Source organism: Bacillus sp. 01N45, assembly GCF_056399205.1.
In genome coordinates this window covers 166,762-189,526 of the sequence record NZ_JBFTQW010000002.1, presented here as the reverse complement: position 1 = coordinate 189,526, position 22,765 = coordinate 166,762, and the positions used below count along the sequence as shown (strand labels likewise).

Here is a 22,765-nt window from a genome sequence, read left to right as displayed (position 1 = left end):
CTTGTTTGAATTGTACCATAATTCTCAATATTCCAGTGCGGTGAATGAAATTATATGGACTTAACGACACGAATCCAATATAAAAAGCAGATACATCCCGTATCTGCTTTTTATTACTTTATTTGGCTAACTTTTGAAGTTCTTCGAAGAATGTAGGATATGATACGCCTACTGCTTCTGCGTCTTCAATTGTTGTTTTTCCTTCTGCTAGACAGCCGGCAATTGCAAGCATCATTCCGATGCGGTGATCACCGTAACTATTTACTGTATTGCCTTTTAGTGCTGATTTTCCGTAAATAATCATCCCGTCATCAGTTGCTTCTATGCGAGCTCCTAGTTTCGTTAACTCCGCAACAACTGTATCAATACGGTTCGTTTCTTTTACTTTTAATTCGTGTGCGTCTTTAATAACTGTAATTCCTTCTGCTTGCGTTGCCGCTAAGGCGATAACAGGAATTTCATCGATTAATCTTGGGATAATATCTCCGCCAATTTCGATTCCTTTTAATGAAGATGTTTCAATTGTAATATTTGCAGCTGGTTCTGATGCTCCTTCGTTAATTGGCTCTACAGTAAAAGTAGCACCCATTTTCTCTAAAACATCAATAATACCTGTACGAGTTGGGTTCATTCCTACATTTTGTAATACTAGTTTACTATTTGGAATAATTGCACCTGCTACTAAGAAAAATGCTGCTGATGATACGTCACCTGGTACTTGAACGTCTGTCGCTGTTAACTTCTGTCCACCTGCAAGTTTCACTGTTTTTCCCTCGCGAGTTACGTTAACACCAAATGCTTCAAGCATTCTTTCCGTATGATCACGCGAAATATGTGGTTCTGTAACAGCTGTTACACCTTCTGCACGAAGACCTGCAAGTAAAATAGCTGACTTTACTTGCGCACTTGCTACAGGTGAAGTGTATTCAATTGCTTTTAAATCTCCACCACGTATTGTTAACGGTGTAAACGTCCCTTCTTCGCGGCCATCAATGTTTGCACCCATTTGTTTTAATGGATTTGTAACACGTTTCATCGGTCTTTTTGCGATAGATGCATCACCTTGTACGCAAGAGAAAAATGGTGTATTTGCCAAAATTCCTGACATTAAACGTATTGTTGTACCAGAATTACCAACATCTAATACAGCTTTCGGTTCTTGTAAGCCTTCTAATCCTTTACCAACTACAGTGACTTCATCACCATTTTGCACGATTTCTACTCCCATTTCTTTAAAGCAAGAAATTGTACTTAAACAGTCTGCACCGGGCAAGAAACCTTTAATTGTTGTTTTTCCTTCTGCAATCGCGCCGAACATGACAGCGCGGTGTGAAATGGATTTATCTCCTGGAATTGTAATAATACCATTTAATCCGTTATTAACAGGTTCTATTGTTCTTTCCTTCATGTTTTCACCTTCTCATTTAAATTGTTTCATAAGTTTGGTATTTTTCTTCTCTAAGCGCTAGCTTTGCTTTCATACGATCTTCTTCTCTTTGGAAGCTAATACGTAATACCCCAAGCAACCCTTCACGTGCTTCTAATATTTGCAAGTTCGTAATACTAATTTCTTCACGTGCCAAAATACTCGTAATATGAGCCAATGCCCCTACTTTATCTAAAACATCGACGTATAAGTCGTGATAGGCAGGAATTGCCCCTCTCTTTCGTACTGGTAAAGAGTCACGGTATTCTTTCGCGTCTGCAAAATAGTTTTGAATCTCGCCTGCATCTCCGGTAGAAACTGTATCATATAAATCTTCCATTTCAGAGATCCACTCTTTTAATAATACCATTAAATGCTCGCGATTTTGCTTAACAATATCACTCCACATTTTTGGGCTACTAGATGCGATACGTGTAATGTCTTTAAACCCTCCGGCAGCTAATTGATGAATGAGCGGATTATCTCCTGCATGTTTCTCCACTTGCTTTACTAATCCAGCTGCGATAAGATGCGGAAAATGACTAACGATCCCTGTTACATAATCATGTTCCTCCGTATTTAGAACGAGAAAATGAGACCCTGTTCCTTGTAACCAACGCTTTAGTTCTTCCACATGTTCATTTGGCACATGATTCATCGGCGTTAAAATATAAAATGCATTTTCAAATAAATGTGCTTTTGCACTTTCAACTCCCGTTTTATGAGAACCTGCCATCGGATGTCCACCAATAAAAGAAACTTCCTTTGAAAATAAAGCTTCCGCTTCATTCATGATCGTCCCTTTTGTACTACCAACATCTGTTACAATAACATCTTCTCGTAAATGAAATGACGCTAATTTGTGTAATAACTTCTTCGTTTCTTCAACTGGAGAAGCAAACACAATTAAATGCGCCTCCTCACATGCATGCTGTAAATCTACTGCTACTTCATCTACTACATGCAATTCTTTTGCACGCTCTACTTGTTCTTGAAATATATCATAACCTGTTATCGTTACATCGTGCTCTTTCTTAATTGCTAATGCGAGAGAGCCTCCGATTAAACCAGTTCCAATTAAAACTACCTTTTTACGCATTTTCCTCATCTCGAGACTTTCTTTTTTTATTTTCAAAGTGTTGTTTTAACACTGAAATCACTCCTTCATTTTGCTCCCTTGTTCCGACTGTAATACGGACACCATTTGGGAACGGACGAATAATAAATCCTGCGTGTGCACAAGCTTCATAAATCTCCCCAGCATTCTCAACTGGCAAGAAGATGAAATTTGTTTGCGATGGATAAAACGGAATTTCATTTCCCTTACAAAAGCTTTCGTATTGTTGTAATCCCTCTGTATTCACACGAACTATTTCCTCAATAAACTCGTCATCACCAAAAGCAATCGTCGCTGCTTTTTGCGCTAATGAAGATACGTTAAATGGCAAACGTACGACATTTAATTTCTCGATTAGCTCTTCCTGTCCAATTGCATATCCAACGCGGAAAGAAGCTAATCCGTACGCTTTAGAAAATGTTCTAAGTACAAGAATGTTTTTATGTTTTTCTAAAAGCGGTAATGTCTCTGGGAAATCCTTTGCTGTTACGTATTCATAGTACGCTTCATCAATGACAATTAACGTATTTTCACTAATACCTTCAATAAATTGAGTCAATTTTCGATCATTCACATATGTGCCTGTCGGGTTGTTCGGATTACAAATCCATACGATTTTCGTATTATTATTTATTGCTGACGAAATTTCGTCTAAATCGTATACACCGTTATTTAAAGGGATTTCTTTCACTTCACAACCTTCAATAATTGCATGATGACGGTACTGCGGGAATGTTGCACCAGCCGTTACGATGTTATCTCCTGCTTTAAGTACTGCACGGCTTATTATTTGAATGACTTCATCTAAACCACTACCGCAAAGTATTTGTTCCATTTGAACATGTAACTTATTTGCAATTGTTTGACGGAGTGCTGTAGCACCTCCGTCAGGATATAAAGCATGTTCCAACCACGATTTTTGCAACTCATCTAAAACACGTGGTGAGCAGCCGAATGGATTTTCATTTGATGCTAATTTGACAAATGAATGATCTCCGTACACTTCTTTCATTTGTTCAGGTGATTTACCTGGTTTATATGGTTGTAATGATGATAGTTGATCTTTTACTTGCATGTTAAAACCACCTTTTTATTAAAATTCTTTTGCGTATTTATTATGTTGCGTAATGTTTTGCTGAATTAAATCCATACGATCTTTTCCGAATTGTTCGACTAGTGCATGTGCAAGTTCCCATGCTACAACAGATTCAACTACTACACCTGCTGCTGGTACTGCACAACTATCAGATCTTTCAATACTCGCTTGGAATGCTTCTTTCGTATCAATGTCAACACTTGCTAACGGTTTATATAATGTAGGTATTGGCTTCATAACACCTCTTACGACAATTGGCATCCCTGTTGTCATACCACCTTCTAAACCGCCGGCATTATTCGTTTTTCTCGTGTATCCATTTTCTTCATTCCATAATATTTCATCGTGTACTTTACTTCCTGGCTGTCTTGCTGCTTCAAAACCAACGCCAATTTCAGCACCTTTAAATGCATTAATACTCATAATTGCACCAGCAAGTTTTGCATCTAATTTACGATCGTAATGAACGTAACTACCAACGCCAATTGGCATACCTTCTGCAATGACTTCAACAATACCGCCGATTGAATCCCCACTACTTTTAGCGTTATCTATCGCATCCATCATCTCTTGTTCTACTTCTTTATCTAAACATCGAACTGGTGAATTTTCAGTAATCGTTTGAATTTCTTCTATTGGTAAGTTTGAAATTCGTTTCGCTTGTACCCCACCAATTTCAAGAACATGCCCTGCAATTTCTACACCTAATTCTTTCAAAATTTGTTTCGCAACTGCACCAGCAGCTACACGAACTGTCGTTTCTCTTGCAGATGAGCGCTCTAATACGTTTCTTATATCACGATGTCCATATTTAATTGCACCGTTTAAATCTGCATGTCCTGGACGTGGTTTTGTAATTGTACGTTTCATATCTTTACTTTCTTTTTCCGAAATTGGCTCTGCACCCATTACTTTCGTCCAATGTTTGAAATCATCATTTTTAACGATTAACGTTATTGGTGAGCCAAGTGTCATCCCATGACGAACACCACTTACAATTTCAACTGTATCAGTTTCTATTTGCATGCGTCTTCCGCGTCCGTGCCCTTTTTGTCTTCTTAGTAATTCTTTATTAATATGTTCCGATGTTAATGTTAAACCTGCTGGTACACCTTCTAAAATAACTGTTAACTGCGGTCCATGTGATTCTCCAGCTGTAATGTATCTCATTTCTCTTGCCCCTTTACTATTTTTTTGTACAAAAAAGTCCCTACTGAGCGCTCAGTAGGGACGATGTTTATCGCGGTACCACCCTAGTTGTAGACAACTATCGTCTACCTCTCTTCTTCTGTAACGATCGTTTGACCGTCTTTCCCTCCAAAAGTTGGCGGAAAAGATGCTCCAAGGCTGTAATTCATGCTTATCTTTGTACTGATTCACACCGACCATCAGCTCTCTTTAACAGTGAGATAAGCACTACTGTTTCCTCTTCAGCGCATATATGATATGGAATTAAGATAATTTATTTTTGAAACCTTTTAACTCATCCATGAATCTATGGAATTCTGGAATATCCATTTGTTGTGCAGAATCTGATAATGCAACCGCTGGGTCTGGGTGTACTTCAGCCATTACTGCATCTGCACCAATTGCAAGTGCTGCTTTCGCTGTTGGTAATAATAAATCTCTGCGTCCAGTTGAATGCGTTACGTCAACGATTACTGGTAAATGTGTTTCTTTCTTTAAAATCGGTACTGCTGAAATGTCTAATGTGTTACGTGTCGCTCTTTCGTATGTGCGGATACCACGCTCACATAGAATAATTTGGTCGTTACCTTGTGCAATGATGTACTCAGCTGCGTTAATGAACTCATCAATTGTTGCTGCTAATCCACGTTTTAATAATACTGGCTTGTTAACTTTACCTACAGCTCGTAATAAATCGAAGTTTTGCATGTTACGTGCACCGACTTGAATTACATCAACGTAGTCTAGCGCCATTTCAACATCGTTCGGATTTAAGATTTCACTAATGATCGCTAAGTCGAACTCATCTGCTACTTGGCGTAAAATTTGTAATCCTTCTACTCCTAAACCTTGGAAATCGTATGGAGATGTTCTTGGTTTGAAAGCACCACCGCGCATTAATTTTAGACCTTGGTCTTTCATCGCTTGCCCTACTTGGCGAACTTGCTCTAAGCTTTCTACCGCACAAGGTCCCATGATGAACGTTTGTGTTCCGTTTCCAATCAATTCACCTTTTACATTAACGATTGTATTTTCTTGTTTCTTTTTACGTGATACTAGTAATGCTTTACGGTTATCATCTTCTTGTAATTCTAAGCTAGCTTTGAAGATTGTTTTGAAAATGTGTTGAACTGTTGACGTTTCGAATGGTCCTTCGTTATGCTCTGCGATCATATCAAGTACTTCACGCTCACGTACTGGATCAAAACGTTTCGTACCTTGTACTTGCTTTTGCTCCCCAATTTTTTGAACGATTTCACCACGTTTGTTTAAAAGGTGTAATAGTTGTAAGTTAATTTCATCTACCTGTTTACGTAATTGATCTAATTCATGATTTGCCATTTGGAAATCCTCCTCTAATGTTTTAAAAGTATAGTAAGAGAATGAAAAATTCTCTATTTTCTGAACTGATAAATTATACAAAATTTAAGTGGAATCGATACCTCTTCTTATTTTAAACGAATACTTACTATAAGGACACTATCAACTCAATCAAAACCCACTTTTTTGTACAAAAAATCCCTACTGATTCAATCAGTAGGGACGATATTTATCGCGGTACCACCCTAGTTGTAGACTTATTTCGTCTACCTCTCTTCATTGTTAACGATCATCTGACCGTCTTTCCCTTCATAAAGACAATACTATCTTTACTACGAAAAAGATGCTCTAGGACTGTAATTCGCTCTTGTTTTTGTACTGGTTCGCACCAACCACCAGCTCTCTGTTACAGGGAAACAACAACTACTGCTTTTCCTTTCAACGCATATATATTTAATTTTCAAGTTAGACCACTAAAATACAAAAAGTCCCTACTGAATAAATCAGTAGGGACGATATTTATCGCGGTACCACCCTAGTTGTAGACTAACTTTCCGTCTACCTCTCTTCACTGTTAACGATCAATTGACCGCTTTTTCTTCATAAAGACAATACTATCTTTACTACGAAAAAGATGCTCCAAGACTGTAATTCATGATTATCCCTGTACTGGTTCACACCAACCACCAGCTCTCTGTTACAGTAAGACTAACCACTACTGTGATCTCTTCATTGCACTTTGTTTATTCAAATGTTTTTGAAATTGAATAAGTATGATTCGTATTATAGAACGCTTTTCAAAACACTGTCAACAACTTTTTATATTTTTTTTAAAATTCCACTTCCGCCCTACATTTCTTCTTGTAAATTCTCCATAACAATTCCGATGCGAATTATCTCATTATCTATTGCATTTAATACATATTTTTCTACTCCATACTGGATTAATATTTCTTTTATTTGAATGATTTCAGTTTCAAGTAAATCGGCTTCTTGAAGCGTTTGTAGTAAAGTGAAAAATACATTTGCATACAATTCTTTATACATTTTTATACTCTCTGTCTTTTCAAGTATTTCATTAAACAACTGTTTTAACTCCGTTTGATTCCCTTTTCCAACCAAACCTGAAAATGTTTTTATTATAGATAATCCTCTTTCTACTATTTCATCCATAAATAAAATAATACGCAAAAGCATTACATATTCTCTAGCTGTGATTTCACCCATTTTCGGTCGCTCTCGCAAAAATACACTGAGCCAAGATGCCCAAAATTTTTGTTGTTCTTTTGCACTTAACGTTTTGACGTAATAGCATAAAAACTGCATAAATTTAATTTTATTTTCTTCATTTTCTTGTATAAGTAACGGGTATAACCAATCTGTTTTTTGCTCCCAATACAGTACACATTTAATAAATACAAAACTGAGCCATTTCAAGAAAGCTTCCCTCGTATGCGGATGTAATACTACCAAATGTTCTACTGCATACTTAATAAATCGTTTCATTTCTGTAAATAAAGGTAAATTGATTTGCGTGTAACATAAGCCTGCCCATGCATATTTCGTAATCTCATTTTCTTTCTTTAAATCTAAGCATGGCAACAAATATTTTCGGCACCATTGCTTCTCAATATGATAAAGAAATGTAACATCTGCTACTAAACGAGCTAACATAAAATTTGTCCGTACTTTACTAACTCTTACTTGTTCTTCAAATAAAAATAAATATTCATATACATTACGATCGTATAAATGATCATATGATAACAGTTTTAATAATACAGCTGTCATTTTCCCAACAGGATGTTGGATCGATTCATTGTAAAAGTCTTGTTTTCCAAGCTTAAAATCTGTATCACTTTTCATTACTTGAGGGAATACCGAAAAAGCAAAACGTTTCACACTGCGTATACTATTTTCCTCTAACTCTTCTAATCGATTACTAATTTCATATAGAAAGCTACTAATTAACCAATGAAAAGAAGTATTTCTAACAAATTTCTGTAATAGCGGAATTACTTTTTGGATTTGTTCATTTGTCAATCCTCGATTATTTCGCCACTCTCTAATACAAACAAACCATACTTCATTACTTATTTCGTGCATACCAACTAATTGATAGGCAAATGAAATACTCCATTCTGTATTCAACTTACATGCTTTCGATAACATCTCTAAAAAATGGCGTTGTTCAAAAACACCATCTTGAGAAAATTGACGAACTTGCTTCATAATTTCATCGTCTTTCAACTGCAATAATCCATCAGCAGTTACATTACAAGTAATACTTTGATCTGCCGTCTCTTTCTTTTGTACACTATATCGATCAGAATGAAAGTGAGGATGTTTTTTCTTCATTAACTCATAACCTTTTGCTGTAGATGGACTATTCGAATCACAAGTGAATAATAAATCTAAAACTAAACAAGCATCAAATGCTCTCTCCTCTGCAAGGTCCTTCAATACAATTTGAATAACCTCTTCCTTTGTTTTTTCCAAAGAGAGTGCGAAATGATTTTTTATAAGTTGAAAAACTTCGTGTTTATACGTGATATCTAAAAAAAGTCCTTCCTGTAACAACCATTTCATTTTGGCATCAGCGCTAACGAATCTATTTTTATTCATCGCATCAATTGCAATTCGGTTCTGAAGCATGCTGTTTGCTTCTATCATTTCTGTAATATAATAATTTGCTTTTTTTTCATTATTTTCACACAAATAAGCTAAACACTCTTTTACAATTTGAATTAAAAATGCAAGATCATTTTGCTGAAACTCTTTTTCAACATTTTCCTTATCCTTTTTTTTCAGTGCCGTTTGTCGTAGTGATAACATTCGCATCTTCTCTATTCCCATCATCATAATTGGTACGGCGTAATAGGAAATATGAGGTTTCATCTTCTCATTCCAAATTTGCTCCACATAAGAAAATGTAGACACTGGTAAACGACTCGATTCCTCAAGTTCTATTGATTCTTGCGTATCATTTCCCCATTTTCTTTCCCGCTTCAATTTCAGTTTTCCGTCCAAAATAAACGTTAGTAATAATAAAGCAATTTCTTTATGCTCAGGAAAAGAACATTTTTGCAGTAAGCAAGAAATTTTTTCAATAGATTTACTATCTTTTTCAGCTGTTTCTAATAAAAGAAGTGTCCATCTTGCAAACAACAACGGGTCCATTTTAATTTTCGTTTCGTTTAAGTAGCTACAAATTGTTCTCCATAATAACGGAGATATTTTAGAATGATTTTTAAAAATTAATTGAAATAATTCTTTTTGATGACTAAAAAGAAATTGTTCCACCAACCATTCTGCAAGTAATTCATCTACCTCATTATCGTTTGATGTAACTAAAAATAAATTTTGTAATTTCCCTTCTGCTTCAAGCCATTCCACCCATTCATAATCATGAGCAAATTCAACAAAGTAGCGGACTGTTTCAATTTTTTTTATGGATTGTTTTATGTATGATAATTGTTCCTGCTCTACTGACGGTGGAACTGTTACTATGTCACGAATTCGCATTCGTTTTGTAATATAATTATCTCCCATTAATTCTGCCCATCGCTTCACTGCTTTAACAAGAGATTGATGATTATTACCTTTATTCGGGTATACAATCGGCCGTATTCCTAAATGCTCCCAATGGTACGTATTTTCCCCTTGTGCAACAAATGCATAACGCCTTGTACTTGGCGGTAAACCAGTAGCCAAATATTTCATTACTGGGTCATTATGGCTATATCCAACGAATAAAACAGTATAATTCGAGAATAAATCAACTAAAAACCTTCTTGCCCAGCCTTCGGTCAAGTAAGCCCTTCCAAAATCACCATCTGTTAAAATTAAAGCTTCTTTCTCTTGTTCTATATTGCCATGTATGTAAGCGAGTCCTTTAAACGCTCTACCTGTAGGTAACGCAGGTGCGTAATATACGTTTAATTCTCTATTCATTTCTTTCATCGCAGTTGTAAAATGCCGATCAAAATTTGTCGTGACAATGCGGACTTCCGTATCTAAAGGAAACAACCTCGGAATCGCATAATGAAGCGGATTCGGCTTTGATTTTTCAATATGAACTAAATCTCTTGCAACTTGATGTATATCTTTTGTTTTCGCAATTTTACCAAGATAATAATCATGAGGTTCTGTTATTTCACGCGTTTCTACATATAACGTTTTCGCAATCTCATCAACTAGATCATCAAAATTCGGTAAGTTTGATTTCCCTTTCATAGAAACTCCCGCTCCAACAAATAGTACTAACTTTCCTTGTTCAAGATGATCAATTAACTCCTCTGGAATTTCTACTTCTGAAGTAATCCACATCATGGATTCCCCCTTACCTAAAAATGTCATATACTCTCATTTTACTATAACATTTTTTCTTTGTTTTTTTAATATTTAGACAAAAAAACGAACATGAAAAAGTTTTATGTAAATATATTCGTTACAATGTATGAACTCCTAAATTTATTGTAAAACTATGTATAAATCGGAGGTGTAAATATTGAATGGTTTTACTGTAGTACTTATCAAATTTATATCGTGCATTATCGCATTTAGTATTGGACTCGCTTTATTTTTCCCTGCAACGTTCGTCCAAATTATTTCATTTAGTCTCTTTGTTACAATCGTTTCCTATATGTTCGTCGATAAAATCATATTAAACCGAATAGGTAATACCGGTGCCATTATGTCGGATTTCTTACTAACGTATTTAAGCGTATGGATTTTCGGTAATATTTTATTAGACAATTACATGCAAATTGCATGGGGGAGTTTCCTTTCCGCTACTGTCTTTACATTATCTGAAGTAATCGTTCATCGCTTCTCTCACTCACACACAAGGCACAACAATGATAACATTCATATTAATCGCCGCTTTGCATATGGTACGGAATTTGCTGAAGAGCAGAATGTGTTGGATAAAGATAAGAAGAAGTAACATTTTGATGCAGGAGCGCCTCTTTTAATTATGTGGTGCTCCTTTTGTGTATTTTCATTATGGTATGTGAAATTATACGAACAATTTTTTTAATATATCTTATAATAAAAAACTGCCTCTTATTTAGAGGCAGTCACTTTCAAATCTTTTAACGCAACAACATTAGCAAACGCTCCAAACACTACATTATGATGCTTTACAATGTCTTCCGCACGTAACACGTCTGTATGAAACGTACTATGTGCATCACTCACTAACGTTACTTTATAACCTTCACTAAACGCTCTTCGCGTTGTCGTATCCACACAGTACTCTGTTTGCATTCCTGAAATAATAACGTGTTCAATGCCTTTTTCTTGTAATACTTCGTTTAAGTTTGTCTTATGGAAAGAATCTGGCGTCGTCTTTTCAACGATACGATCCCCTTTTTGCGGAGCAATCGCCTCATGCACTTTCCAGCCCTCTGTACCTTTTTCTAACGGATGATCTTTTGGTCCGTTATGTTTTACATAAATAACTGGAATATCATTAGAACGACATTCCCCAATAAGCTCTTGCAATATTTCTAAAAACTTTTCCCCGTTATGTACTGGCATTCCCGCTGTATACATACCTGCTTGCACATCAATTACTAATAAAGCTTTTTTCATTTCGCGCAGCTCCCTTTGTTTGTATTCTATCATCCAACAATCTTCTAATTTCCCCTCATGCAGCTCATGTTCCTTTAATATCTTCACTTTTTTAAAGCCGCATTTTTCATAACATTTTATCGCACGTTCATTATTTACTTTCGGATCCATTGCGATTGCTTCTGCTCTCGTGTTCTCCATAATATATGTAATTGCTGCCTGAACGAGTTTCGTTCCAATTCCTTTTCCCCAATAAGTCGGCTCTCCGATAAATTGATCCATTCCCCATACATTTTGTGATTCTTCATAGCCATATAATGTTTTCCACTCAGAATCAATTGGGTACATTTGTATGTAACCAATTGGAACAGCATCAAACTCTATTAAACATCTTTTTTCATGACTATTTGGATTATGTATAAAATGATTCAGTACCATTTCTACAGATTGCGGATTATCGCGTCCTTCGTAATACCGCAAGACTTCTGGGTCTGTTAGCCATTTTGAAATGATTGGTGCATCCTCTTCTTTTACGTATCTAATCGATATATTATCTTTTTGAAATAGCATATAATACCTCTTTTTAATTATTTATATTTTTTCTTGTTGTGAAATCTTTCATTACACCTATTAGTGCGTATGGTAACAATGTAATCGCAAAAAGAGCTGTAAACACATTAAAATGAGGGATTTCATATGGAGTGAACCATTCCGTGAAAAATTGGGAATGTAAAATTCTATTTGAAATTTTCCCACTAGGTTTAAAGTTTGGTGCACATCCTGTACTCTCAAACATAATAAATAGTAATTGAACAATTATAAATGCCCCTAAATAACGAAACCATGTCCGTTTCTATATAGGGTGTGTATTCTTTAATGTATCTTCCATCTAACCCCCTCCTTTAAATATCCATCATATTGAGTATACACTTTCTTTACTTCATTTGTTAAAATTTTCTATATAATCATTCGTGTTGGAGGAATACATTATGTCTAATTCTATACTTAAATCAACTTTAATCATTCTTAGAGGAAACTCCGCAAGTGGTAAAACAACAATCGCAAAGCAACTACAAGAACATTTCGGACAAGGTACACTTTTAGTATCGCAGGATGTTGTACGTAGAGATATGCTTAGCGTACATGATACGATGGGGAACTTATCTCATGATCTACTATTTGAAATTACGAAGTACGGAAAAGGAAAGTGTGAGTATGTTATTTTAGAAGGTATTTTAAACAGTCGTAGATACGGTGAAATGCTAAAAGAGTTAATACATTTTTTTGAAGGAAAGGCATATACATATTACTTTGATTTATCATTAAAAGAAACGATTCGACGACATAACACAAGGGACAAACGATATGAATTTGGTGAGGGTTCCCTACAAAAATGGTATAATCCGCACGATACAATTGAAGTTGCTCGAGAAACTATTTTTACAGATACATTCACGCAAAAAGATATATTTAATGCGATTCTTACTGATGTTGCGATACAAAAATAAAAGCCAGTCTCAATAAAGAGAACTGACTTCTATCTAGATAACTTTATTTATTAAAGAATTTTAACTTTAACAGTTTGTCTTCCCCAATTCATAGCTTTACTTTTTGAGCCCATTAAAACATCAATACGATTTCCTTTAATAGCACTTCCAGTATCACCAGCAATTGCTTCGCCATAACCTTCTACCCATACTTTAGATCCTAATGGGATTACTTTCGGATCTACTGCGATAATTCTCATATTCGGATTAGCCGTTAAATCATGCCCCATCGCAGTTAAAACACGTCCACCATATGTACCATTTTCACTTGGATCAGCAGTATATGCTGTCGCAACTACCGTTAATTCACGTTTAGCAGACTGTATGTTATTTTTAGACTCTTCTCTTGCTTTTGCTTCTTCCTTAGCCTTTGCTATTTCTCTTGCTTTCTCTTCTTCTTTAGCCTTTGCTATTTCTCTTGCTTTCTCTTCTTCTTTAGCCTTTGCTATTTCCCTTGCTTCGGCCTCTTCCTTAGCTTTTGCTTCTTCTTGGGCTTTCACGTCTTCTTTAGGCTTTACTATTTCTTGTACTTTCGTTTCTTCCTTAGGCTTTACTACTTCTTGTACTTTCACTTCTTCTTTTGGCTTTACTACTTCTTGTACTTTCACTTCTTCTTTAGGCTTTACTACTTCTTGTACTTTCACTTCTTCTTTTGGCTTTACTACTTCTTGTACTTTCACTTCTTCTTTTGGCTTTACTACTTCTTGTACTTTCGCTTCTTCTTTTGGCTTTACTACTTCTTGTACTTTCGCTTCTTCTTTTGGCTTTACTACTTCTTGTACTTTCACTTCTTCTTTTGGCTTTACTACTTCTTGTACTTTCACTTCTTCTTTTGGCTTTACTACTTCTTGTACCTTCACTTCTTCCTTAGGCTTTACTACTTCTTGTATTTTCACTTCTTCCTTAGGCTTTACTATCTTTTGTGCTTTAACTTCATCCTTAGCTTTAGCTGTTTTGTGTACTTTCGCTACTTGCTTCGTTTTCTCTTTAGCTGTTTTTTCAACTGGTGCTGTACTTGATAGGAAAGAAACATTAACATAAGCTGTTTTTCCTTTATACTCAAATTGTAACCAACCGTCTTTTACTTGATGCGTTGATTCAATTACATCATTTGTTTTTAGTCTGCCAAGTATTTCTGATTCTGTACTTGCATCAGAACGGACATTTAACAAATTCGCTGTTACATAATACACATCTTTTGTAAACTCCGCACTTACAAACACTTCTTTACCATTTAAATCAATTTTGGACCATCCTTCTTCCGTATGTATAACCTTTAACTTTTCTCCTTCTTTTACTTTTTTGACAACTTTTGATTCAGTAGTCGGTTTTTCACGTACGTTGAGTACATCTGCTGTTACGATTGTTTCTGCGGTAGCAGTTGTAGTAAATGCTCCCAATCCAAAAACAGTTGCTGTTGCTGCGCCAATTATTTTTTTCATATTAGCCTCCATTATTTTTTTGAATTCTATCAAATACTTCCATAAAATTAGGAAAGCATTTGTAACAGTATATTAATACGACTTAATATACTGCTATTAAAACTCCTTACTCCAATACTATCAAATTCTCATTTTTAATTCTATATATTATAAAGTGAAACTTTAATCATTGGGGGTTTTGTTCATCCCCCAATGATTATTAGTTGAACCAATCGGACGTTTACGGACAGTTGATCTCCCACCTAACTTCTTTGCTCCAACTGAATTTTGAGGTGGGAGTTTTACTGTCCGTTAACGCGGGATAAATCTCACTATCTTCTATAAACTCTTCATACTAAATAGTTGTCACAATTCCTGCCAAAAACAAACTTACGATTGCTAAAAATTTTGTGCCGACTATAGCCCCTCTTAAATGAAACTTATAATCTTTATATCCCTTCATGCCTTCTGTACTAGGAATAACAACAAATCTTGGGGTAATCCAGCAAAAGATTAGCCAATCAATTATAAACAAATCTACTAAATTGAAAATCATTAAAATACCAAAAGTATGTAAATAGGCATCAACATATAATAATTTTTCATGTTTATGTAGTATATATGTAGAAACGACAGGCGTACCGAAAAGAATAGCATTATATGCAATATTAAAGTAGATTGTTTGCTTTTTTTCATGAATCGATTTTGGAAAAACTACCTTTTGAATATCTTTCGGATATTCAGTTAACGAAAGACGAGGATTATAATATAAAGATCCTAAAATCATTACAGATAGTACAATAGACATAATGACACCAACGTACATCATTTGCTCAAATGGATTCATATGCTTCATTCACCTTTTTCTTTAATTACTATGCTTCTCCTTTACTTAATTACATATTGTATGCTCACAAATAACCAAAAATTAATAACACCTTTAACACCCAATCAAAATTCTTGCAATGCAAAAACAATTTTTATAAAGTGAAAGCCAAATTAGTTAAGTAAGGATTGGTGAAAACTGTGAAAATAGAACATATTGCAATATGGGTAAATGATTTAGAATTAATGCGTTCTTTTTATACAAAGTACTTTAATGGTAAAGCGAACTCTTTATATCATAATAAAGCAAAACAATTTGAATCTTATTTTATTACGTTCGAATCTGGTGCAAGACTTGAAATTATGCGTAAAAAAGGTATAGAAAAAGAGCCGAACCCCAACATAACTGGCTATGCTCATATGGCTTTCTCTGTCGGTAGTGAAGAACGTGTAAATGAATTAACTACAACATTAAAAAATGATGGTTATCCTTTATTAAATGGACCACGTTTCACTGGAGATGGCTATTACGAAAGTGTGATAAGCGATCCTGAAGGTAATCAAATTGAAATTACGATTTAATTTATCTTTTTTCTGAAGAACAAATGAAAATTAGTTTGGAGGAATATTATACAAAAGCTAAATTTGAAGAAACAGATTTTAATTTATATTTCCAACTCGTATTCAATAAAGAAGTAATGGCGCAAATTACCGAACGCGCTATTCCGTTAGATGAAGCGAAAAATGACTTTACAAGGCTGGTAAAGCGCAATGAAAATCATCAACTATTCGGCTCTTATAAAGTATATGATTCTATTACAAATGAGTATATCAATCTTGGACATGTTACGGTAAACGAGGATAATGTTAAAGAGGCTGAAATTGGTTATATGCTTTTGCCAGAGCACTGGGGAAAAAGGTATAGTAGTAGGATTGCAAAGGAACTAATGAATATAGCGAAGCAGACAGATATAAAGGTACTAAAAGCAATTATTGATCCAAATAATATCCCCTCTCGCAAAATTTTAATAAACGTCGGTTTTACCTCTGAAAAAGTTTGTGAGATTGATGGATTGCCTAGGGAGGTTTTGAGTATATATATTTAACTAAATAAAAGGCAATACTACTAGTAGTATTGCCTTTTTCTCTTAGCCATCATTTCATGGAATGACGGCTTTTTCTGATTACTATTATTCATAATTAATTGATAGATACATTCTTTTTAACTGACGATCAAGTTACCTATTATACAATAGAAAACATCATATACACTCCAACAACGAAGAATACGGCAAGGGTCTTAATTATCGTAATACCAAATATCTCTTTATAAGCTTCCCGGTGCGTTAATCCTGTAACCGCAAGTAAAGTTATAACTGCTCCGTTATGAGGTAAAGTATCCATCCCTCCTGCCGCCATTGCAATTACACGATGCAGCACATCTAACGGAATATCAAAGTTCGCTGCCGCTTCAATATATTTTTCAGCCATTAAACCTAATGTAATACTCATTCCACCCGAGCCTGATCCCGTCAGCCCGCATAATATATTCGTCATGACCGCTCCGCTAATTAATGGATTTGAGAAAGTCCCCGTTAAATAGTTTTGAATCATGACAAATCCAGGTAAAGCTGCTATAACGGCACCAAATCCATACTCGGCTGCAGTGTTCATAGCTGCTAAGATTGAACCACTCACACCAACGCTTGTAATTGATTGAAAATGATCTTTTACCGCTTGGAAGTTTAATAATATAGCAGATAATATTCCGATAAGAAGTGCCATTTCCACTGACCAAATCCCCACAACTTGTCCCATATCAATTGTTCCGTACTCCTTCAAACCTATGGATGCAAAATCAAATCCCTTTGTATACCAAACAGGAATGAATGCTGTAAAGACTTTATTCATCACTCCAACCAGTACAAGCGGAAGAAATGCTATCCAGTAACTAATTGGAATTACATCGCCCGAAGCAATCGGATTTTGCACCAATTGCGCGCTAGTTGTAGCAGCCATCTCAGAAGTAGCATCGCCTTTTCCGAAGTACCCCTCCCCCTTAGCAGCAGCCTTCTTCCTACATCTTTCCAAATACAACATACCACATATGAAGATAAACAGTGCTCCTATAATTCCTAATGTAGGAGCGGCATAAATATCTGTTTTAAAGAACGTAGTTGGAATAACATTTTGAATTTGAGGCGATCCAGGAAGTGAATCCATCGAAAACGTAAATGCGCTGAATGCGATTGTTGCAGGAATGAGACGTTTCGGAATATCCGCCTCACGAAATAATTGCGCTGCAAATGGATAAATCGCAAATACTGCGACAAATAAACTGACACCACTGTATGTAAGAATCGCTCCCATTAATACGATGGAAAGAATTGCTCTTTTCACGCCTATAAAGCGGATAATAATTTTCGCGATTTTTTCTGCTATTCCAGTGATTTCTACCACTTTACCAAATATCGCTCCAAGCAAAAAGACAGGAAAATATAATTTTATAAATCCGACCATCTTCGCCATAAAAACATTAGAAAAGAATGGTAAAACATTTGCCGGTTCTGTTAAAAACACAGCGAGCAACGCACATAACGGAGCGAATAAAATGACTGAGAATCCTCGGTAAGCAACAAAAATAAGCAAGCCAAGCGCTAACAATACAATCAATAAATCCATAACCCCAATCCCCCTCAATAATTTGGATTTTTTAACTTTGTATCCTTTTCTGTTTGTATATATTTTGGTAATGCCTGCCGGAGGCAGGCATTACTTTTTTGCATATTATAGTTATAGCTTTTTATTTATGATGAAAGATTGGTGCCCTCTTTTCTATAAAGGCCTCCACTCCCTCTCTTACATCACTTGTTTGAAACACATGTCCGAAATTCTCAGCTTCTATTTTTAATCCTTCCTCAAGAGAAGCAGATAATCCCTTATTGATAGATTGCTTCATCAAGGATAAAGCAGGAAGAGAAAACCGAGCCATCTTCACAGCTAGTTCCTTCGCCTTATTCAGCGATTCGCCACGCGGAACAACATGATTCACCAAACCAACTCGCCAAGCTACTTCGGCAGTGAGTGGTTCACCAGTAAACATCATTTCTTTCGCACTTGCAGTTCCAATTAATCGCGGTAAACGTTGCGTTCCTCCTGCACCTGGAAACAAACCTAACTTCACTTCTGGAAGCCCGATTTGGGCGTGTTCTTCTATAATCCGTAAATCACATGATAAAGCTAATTCACACCCGCCCCCAAGCGCTAATCCGTTAATAGCAGCAATTACAGGCTTGGGCAATCTTTCTATTTTATTTAACGGATTCTGAAGCCACATTGATTTTCCCTCTGCATATTCACTCCCTTTTCCAATCCATTCCGGAAACGACTTAATGTCTCCTCCTGCAACGAAAGCCTTTTCTCCAGCTCCAGTTAGAAGTACAACAATTACTTCATCATCCTGTTCTATTTCACCGACTACTACCGTCAGTTGATCTATCACAACACTGCTCAGTACATTCACAGGAGGATTATCAATGATAATCGTTGCGACTCCATTTTCTTTGGACCATGTAACAACCCGCTTATTTTCCAATTCAATCCCTTCTTTCTAATATGTAATAAAGTAAAATCAGCACATCAACTCGTTCTTTTAATTACATAACCGGCCTGTTCGCGATCCCAAGCGCTACCAATCCCTTCCTCCTTCAGCTTGAACTTTTGGATCCGTTCCGTCGCTGTTTTTGGGAAGGTTTCACTGAACTGAACATATCGAGGTACCATAAAATAAGCCATACGTTCTTGACACCAATCTATAATCTCTTCATGGGACATCGTTTCATCTTTCTTTACAATCACATATAATTTAACATCCTCCTCTCCCACTTCTGATGGGACACCGATGGCCGCCGATTCAAGTACTTTCGGGTGATTATTCACAACTTTTTCGATTTCCCAAGAGGAGATATTTTCACCACGTCTTCGGATACACTGTTTAATTCGATCACAAAAATATAAGTAACCCTCCTCATCTAGATAACCTCGATCTCCTGTATGGAACCATCCCTCCTTCATTGCCTCCTCTGTTTTATCAAACATTTTATAATAACCTTCCATGAATGCTTGTCTCTGTAAGGAACGAATAAAAATCTCTCCAATTTCACCAGTCCGTGCTTCATTTCCATCCTCATTAACAATCTTCGTCTCTACGTAAGAATATGGTTTTCCTATAGAAGGTGGCTTATTGGCATACAATGGATTCGTTACACAAAAACCCGTTGTTTCCGTTAATCCGTAACCTTCTACAATCCGAACGCCAAACCTCTCCTCAAACGGCTTCCAAAATTCCTTAGGCGTAGCAGCACAAGCTGTCACCCTTACTAAATTTTCATTATCATCTTCCTTTTCCGGCTGCTTACAGAGAATAGGAATCATAGATCCTAAAGAATTAAAAATGGTTGCGCCATGACTGCGAATTTCATACCAAAATCTAGAAGCACTAAACCGCTTACCTAGAGCAATCGTAGCATTGGAAGAAATGGATCCAAGTACTGTATGGGCCTGGGCGTTTATATGAAATAACGGAAGCGCTGTAAATAAGACATCTTTTGAACTTGCGCCAACCATATAGTTGGCAAATGACTGCGCAGAATTTACATAAGCAGAATGACTTAACATAACCCCTTTAGGTAAACCAGTCGTCCCAGAGGTATAGAGGATACTGTTAATAGAAGTGGAGGAAACAAATGCAGTTGGAAGGTGATGATTATTTGTATTTAGTACATCTTTCAATTCGATTACTAACCACTCTTTGCCATCACCTGCAATGACTACGCTTTCATTTTTTCCGTAAGCAACAATTTGAATGTCCCTATGTATAAATGACAAACAAGAGGCAATTTGAGGAACAAATTCCTTATCAACGATAATTAACTTACAATCAGAGTGAGATATAATATACTGCAAGCCTTCTCCTTTTAAATGCACATTCAGAGGCACCGCAATTGCTCCCATAAAAGATAAAGCAAACCATACATCCAGATATTCAGGAGTGTTATGAAGCATAATACAAACTTTGTCTCCTTTTTGAATACCGAGCTCACAAAACCCCGCTATAGCTCTTGTAATTCGATGATAAAGTTCCTCATATGTAACCCTTTGTTCTTCAAATTGTAAATATACTTTACTTGGTGTTTTTTCGATACTTTGCATAATAAAATGCGGTAAGCTATGATTTTCTAGCATTTAATTCCATCCCCTTCCTACTAAAATCTTTTTTTATTTATATAGCAAGAAACATGCCAAAAATCGACTCATTACCTATTCCCTTATTCCTTCGTAATCTCCCTTACTTTTCTAACCTCACATGTCGCATTTGCGCTACAAACATTAGCAACCATGTCGCATCTATAAGAAAATGTCGCAAAAAAGAGACAGTGTTTATTACTACAAACAAAAAAAGGGCCTATTTGCCCTTTACTTTCCTTCACGGTATTTCGTATTTCTCTATTTTTCGATATAAGCTGGCCCGATGAATTCCTAAAAGCTCGGCTGCCTCTTTTACATTTCCAACTGTTTTTTCCAAAGCTCTCGTAATCGCACGTTTTTCAGCGGATTCCACTTCCGCCTTCAGTAAATAACTCATCTCATGGTTCTCATGGCCCATCGTAAATATTTCATGGATTAACTCTTCTTCCAAATCTTTTTTTCGTAAATAGGCAGGAAGATGATGCACTTGAATAATCATTCCTTCTATAACATTCATCGCTCGTTCTAATACATTCTCTAGCTCCCTAATATTCCCTGGCCAATCATGCTCCATAAATAAATCTCTTACTCTCTCATCCAATGAAATAACGTTACTACCTAGCTCACCATTCAATTTCTTAATTAAAAATTCCGTTATATGTATCATATCTTCTTTTCTCTCTCGCAACGGAGGGATATCAATTTCAAACACATTCAGCCTATAATATAAATCCTCCCTGAACTCCCCACTTTGCACCATTTCACGGAGATTTCGATGTGTAGCCGCAATGAAACGGACATCAATCTTTTGAATTTTTGTACCTCCAATTCTTTCAATCTCTTTCTCTTGCAATACACGAAGCAACTTCACCTGCATGTCCAATGACATATCACCAATTTCATCTAAAAACAATGTTCCCTTATGAGCTAACTCAATCTTCCCAGGCTTACCGCCTTTTTTTGCTCCTGTAAAAGCCCCTTCTTCGTATCCAAACAATTCAGCCTCCAAAAGATCCCTCGGAATCGCAGCACAATTCAAGCGAATAAATGTGCCACTAGCACGCGGACTTGCACGATGTACCGCATGTGCAAAGAGCTCTTTTCCTGTACCACTTTCTCCTCTTATCAAAACGGTAGACCGACTTTTAGAAACCTTTAAAGCCATCATTTTGACTTCTTTCATTTTTGCACTCTCTCCTATAATGCTTTGAAAGGAAAGTCGCCTTTCTTGCAGCCGCTGTAATTCAGTTTGATAGTAAGATAACTTTGATTCCATTTCACTAATTTGATCTCCCAAAGCTTTAAACTGCTGTATATCATGAAACATAATTTTACCAATTGCTCCAATAATCTTGCCTTCCTTGATGATAGGTATGCGCGTTGCGATTATATTCCGATTACTTATACGCTGGATATGCCCAATTTCCATCTGTCCCGTCTTTACGATAATATGCATCCTCGTATTCTCAACAACCTCCGTACAATGCTTACCAATCGCTTCCTTCGGATCATCAATCCCTAAAAATTGTGCATAAGAACCACTTAAAAAATTGACAATTCCTTGTTCATTTACCCCTAGAATGCATTCAGACAGTAAATTTAGGGCACTTTCATATCGACTTATGATGCTTTCCAAAGACTGTATACTTTTCCCCTTACTTTCCAGAATGGCAATTGATCCGTATTCTGTCTCATTCCGATATACATGGGATTCATTCACAATTAAAACTTGGTTGCCACTCCTACATTCATACCTGTACAAACTATCCTTTTGATTCACTACTAACTTTTTACGATCAGGAATAATCGTTGATATATGCTCACCTATTATTTCATTTTCTTTTTTCTGTAGCATGCTACAGAATAGTTTGTTGCTATATGTGATGATTCCATCATGACTTATAACAGCAATTCCGTTATTCATTACCTGAAGAGCCTGACTAGTTACCTGCAAATTCATTCGTTCGTCCATATGCATTTGAAAGCCCCCTATCCAATTGC

Annotated in this window: 17 protein-coding genes, 2 pseudogenes and 3 other annotated features; of the genes and pseudogenes, 4 read left to right on the top strand and 15 right to left on the bottom strand. The window is 36.1% G+C overall.

Annotated features, from left to right (window positions below; genetic code table 11):
• Positions 1–118 precede the first annotated feature (118 nt).
• The 6 genes from aroA to AC1DMU_RS05070 all read right to left on the bottom strand — a co-directional run bounded on the left by aroA (position 119) and on the right by AC1DMU_RS05070 (position 10,476).
• Positions 119–1,408 (bottom strand): 3-phosphoshikimate 1-carboxyvinyltransferase, encoded by a 1,290-nt coding sequence (gene aroA, locus AC1DMU_RS05095; protein WP_000664597.1) that lies wholly within the window; start codon positions 1,406–1,408, stop codon positions 119–121.
• A gap of 16 nt (positions 1,409–1,424) precedes the next feature.
• Positions 1,425–2,525, bottom strand: a complete 1,101-nt coding sequence (gene tyrA, locus AC1DMU_RS05090; RefSeq protein WP_001228146.1) for a prephenate dehydrogenase — start codon at positions 2,523–2,525, stop codon at positions 1,425–1,427.
• Positions 2,518–3,618: a histidinol-phosphate transaminase gene (hisC, locus tag AC1DMU_RS05085; RefSeq protein WP_088063781.1), complete on the bottom strand. Its 1,101-nt coding sequence runs from the start codon at positions 3,616–3,618 to the stop codon at positions 2,518–2,520. The genes tyrA and hisC overlap by 8 nt, the downstream gene beginning before the upstream one ends.
• An 18-nt stretch (positions 3,619–3,636) precedes the next feature.
• A complete protein-coding gene (gene aroC / locus AC1DMU_RS05080) occupies positions 3,637–4,809 on the bottom strand; it encodes a chorismate synthase (protein WP_088063782.1) in 1,173 nt (390 codons plus the stop codon).
• A 53-nt stretch (positions 4,810–4,862) separates the two neighbouring features.
• Positions 4,863–5,082 (bottom strand) — a binding site (T-box leader).
• Positions 5,083–5,091: 9 nt separating this feature from the next.
• On the bottom strand, positions 5,092–6,168 hold the full coding sequence (locus tag AC1DMU_RS05075) for a bifunctional 3-deoxy-7-phosphoheptulonate synthase/chorismate mutase (protein ID WP_001273578.1): 1,077 nt from the start codon (positions 6,166–6,168) through the stop codon (positions 5,092–5,094).
• A 194-nt stretch (positions 6,169–6,362) separates the two neighbouring features.
• Positions 6,363–6,598, bottom strand: a binding site (T-box leader).
• 54 nt (positions 6,599–6,652) lie between these two features.
• Positions 6,653–6,889, bottom strand: a binding site (T-box leader).
• 107 nt (positions 6,890–6,996) lie between these two features.
• Positions 6,997–10,476, bottom strand: a complete 3,480-nt coding sequence (locus tag AC1DMU_RS05070; protein WP_252196012.1) for a DUF4020 domain-containing protein — start codon at positions 10,474–10,476, stop codon at positions 6,997–6,999.
• 181 nt (positions 10,477–10,657) lie between these two features.
• On the opposite strand from AC1DMU_RS05070, the gene AC1DMU_RS05065 reads away from it, so the two are divergent.
• A complete protein-coding gene (locus tag AC1DMU_RS05065; protein WP_060487163.1) occupies positions 10,658–11,095 on the top strand; it encodes a YndM family protein in 438 nt (145 codons plus the stop codon).
• Positions 11,096–11,214: 119 nt separating this feature from the next.
• On the opposite strand, the gene AC1DMU_RS05060 is transcribed toward AC1DMU_RS05065, so the two are convergent.
• The 3 genes and pseudogenes from AC1DMU_RS05060 to AC1DMU_RS05050 all read right to left on the bottom strand — a co-directional run bounded on the left by AC1DMU_RS05060 (position 11,215) and on the right by AC1DMU_RS05050 (position 12,613).
• The gene (locus AC1DMU_RS05060) at positions 11,215–11,745 is read right to left on the bottom strand and encodes a cysteine hydrolase family protein (protein ID WP_252196044.1); all 531 of its coding nucleotides are present in this window, start codon (positions 11,743–11,745) and stop codon (positions 11,215–11,217) included.
• A 15-nt stretch (positions 11,746–11,760) separates the two neighbouring features.
• Positions 11,761–12,294 (bottom strand): annotated as a pseudogene (locus tag AC1DMU_RS05055) (GNAT family N-acetyltransferase); the annotation flags it as partial.
• A gap of 13 nt (positions 12,295–12,307) precedes the next feature.
• A pseudogene (locus tag AC1DMU_RS05050) lies at positions 12,308–12,613 on the bottom strand (YfzA family protein).
• 100 nt (positions 12,614–12,713) lie between these two features.
• On the opposite strand from AC1DMU_RS05050, the gene AC1DMU_RS05045 reads away from it, so the two are divergent.
• Positions 12,714–13,232, top strand: coding sequence for a kinase (locus AC1DMU_RS05045; protein WP_476941479.1), 519 nt, complete (start codon positions 12,714–12,716; stop codon positions 13,230–13,232).
• Positions 13,233–13,282: 50 nt separating this feature from the next.
• On the opposite strand, the gene entB is transcribed toward AC1DMU_RS05045, so the two are convergent.
• Positions 13,283–14,713 carry a cell wall-binding protein EntB gene (entB, locus tag AC1DMU_RS05040; RefSeq protein WP_088063785.1) on the bottom strand — a complete coding sequence of 477 codons (1,431 nt, stop codon included), beginning with the start codon at positions 14,711–14,713 and terminating at the stop codon, positions 13,283–13,285.
• A 334-nt stretch (positions 14,714–15,047) separates the two neighbouring features.
• Positions 15,048–15,539, bottom strand: coding sequence for a nitroreductase (locus AC1DMU_RS05035; RefSeq protein ID WP_075307578.1), 492 nt, complete (start codon positions 15,537–15,539; stop codon positions 15,048–15,050).
• A 179-nt stretch (positions 15,540–15,718) separates the two neighbouring features.
• Between AC1DMU_RS05035 and AC1DMU_RS05030 the strand changes: the two genes are divergently transcribed.
• Positions 15,719–16,099: a VOC family protein gene (locus AC1DMU_RS05030; protein ID WP_060487169.1), complete on the top strand. Its 381-nt coding sequence runs from the start codon at positions 15,719–15,721 to the stop codon at positions 16,097–16,099.
• A 23-nt stretch (positions 16,100–16,122) separates the two neighbouring features.
• Entirely contained in the window at positions 16,123–16,623 is a 501-nt protein-coding gene (locus AC1DMU_RS05025) for a GNAT family N-acetyltransferase (protein ID WP_370513117.1), read from the top strand.
• A gap of 139 nt (positions 16,624–16,762) precedes the next feature.
• Here the strand turns inward: AC1DMU_RS05025 and AC1DMU_RS05020 are convergent, their stop codons facing one another.
• The 4 genes from AC1DMU_RS05020 to AC1DMU_RS05005 form a co-directional block, all read right to left on the bottom strand.
• Positions 16,763–18,199 carry a GntP family permease gene (locus AC1DMU_RS05020; protein ID WP_088063786.1) on the bottom strand — a complete coding sequence of 479 codons (1,437 nt, stop codon included), beginning with the start codon at positions 18,197–18,199 and terminating at the stop codon, positions 16,763–16,765.
• Between the two features lie 121 nt (positions 18,200–18,320).
• The gene (locus AC1DMU_RS05015; protein ID WP_088063787.1) at positions 18,321–19,112 is read right to left on the bottom strand and encodes an enoyl-CoA hydratase; all 792 of its coding nucleotides are present in this window, start codon (positions 19,110–19,112) and stop codon (positions 18,321–18,323) included.
• Between the two features lie 44 nt (positions 19,113–19,156).
• Entirely contained in the window at positions 19,157–20,761 is a 1,605-nt protein-coding gene (locus AC1DMU_RS05010) for an ATP-dependent acyl-CoA ligase (RefSeq protein ID WP_088063788.1), read from the bottom strand.
• Positions 20,762–21,002: 241 nt separating this feature from the next.
• Positions 21,003–22,742, bottom strand: coding sequence for a sigma 54-interacting transcriptional regulator (locus tag AC1DMU_RS05005; RefSeq protein ID WP_088063789.1), 1,740 nt, complete (start codon positions 22,740–22,742; stop codon positions 21,003–21,005).
• Positions 22,743–22,765: the final 23 nt, after the last annotated feature.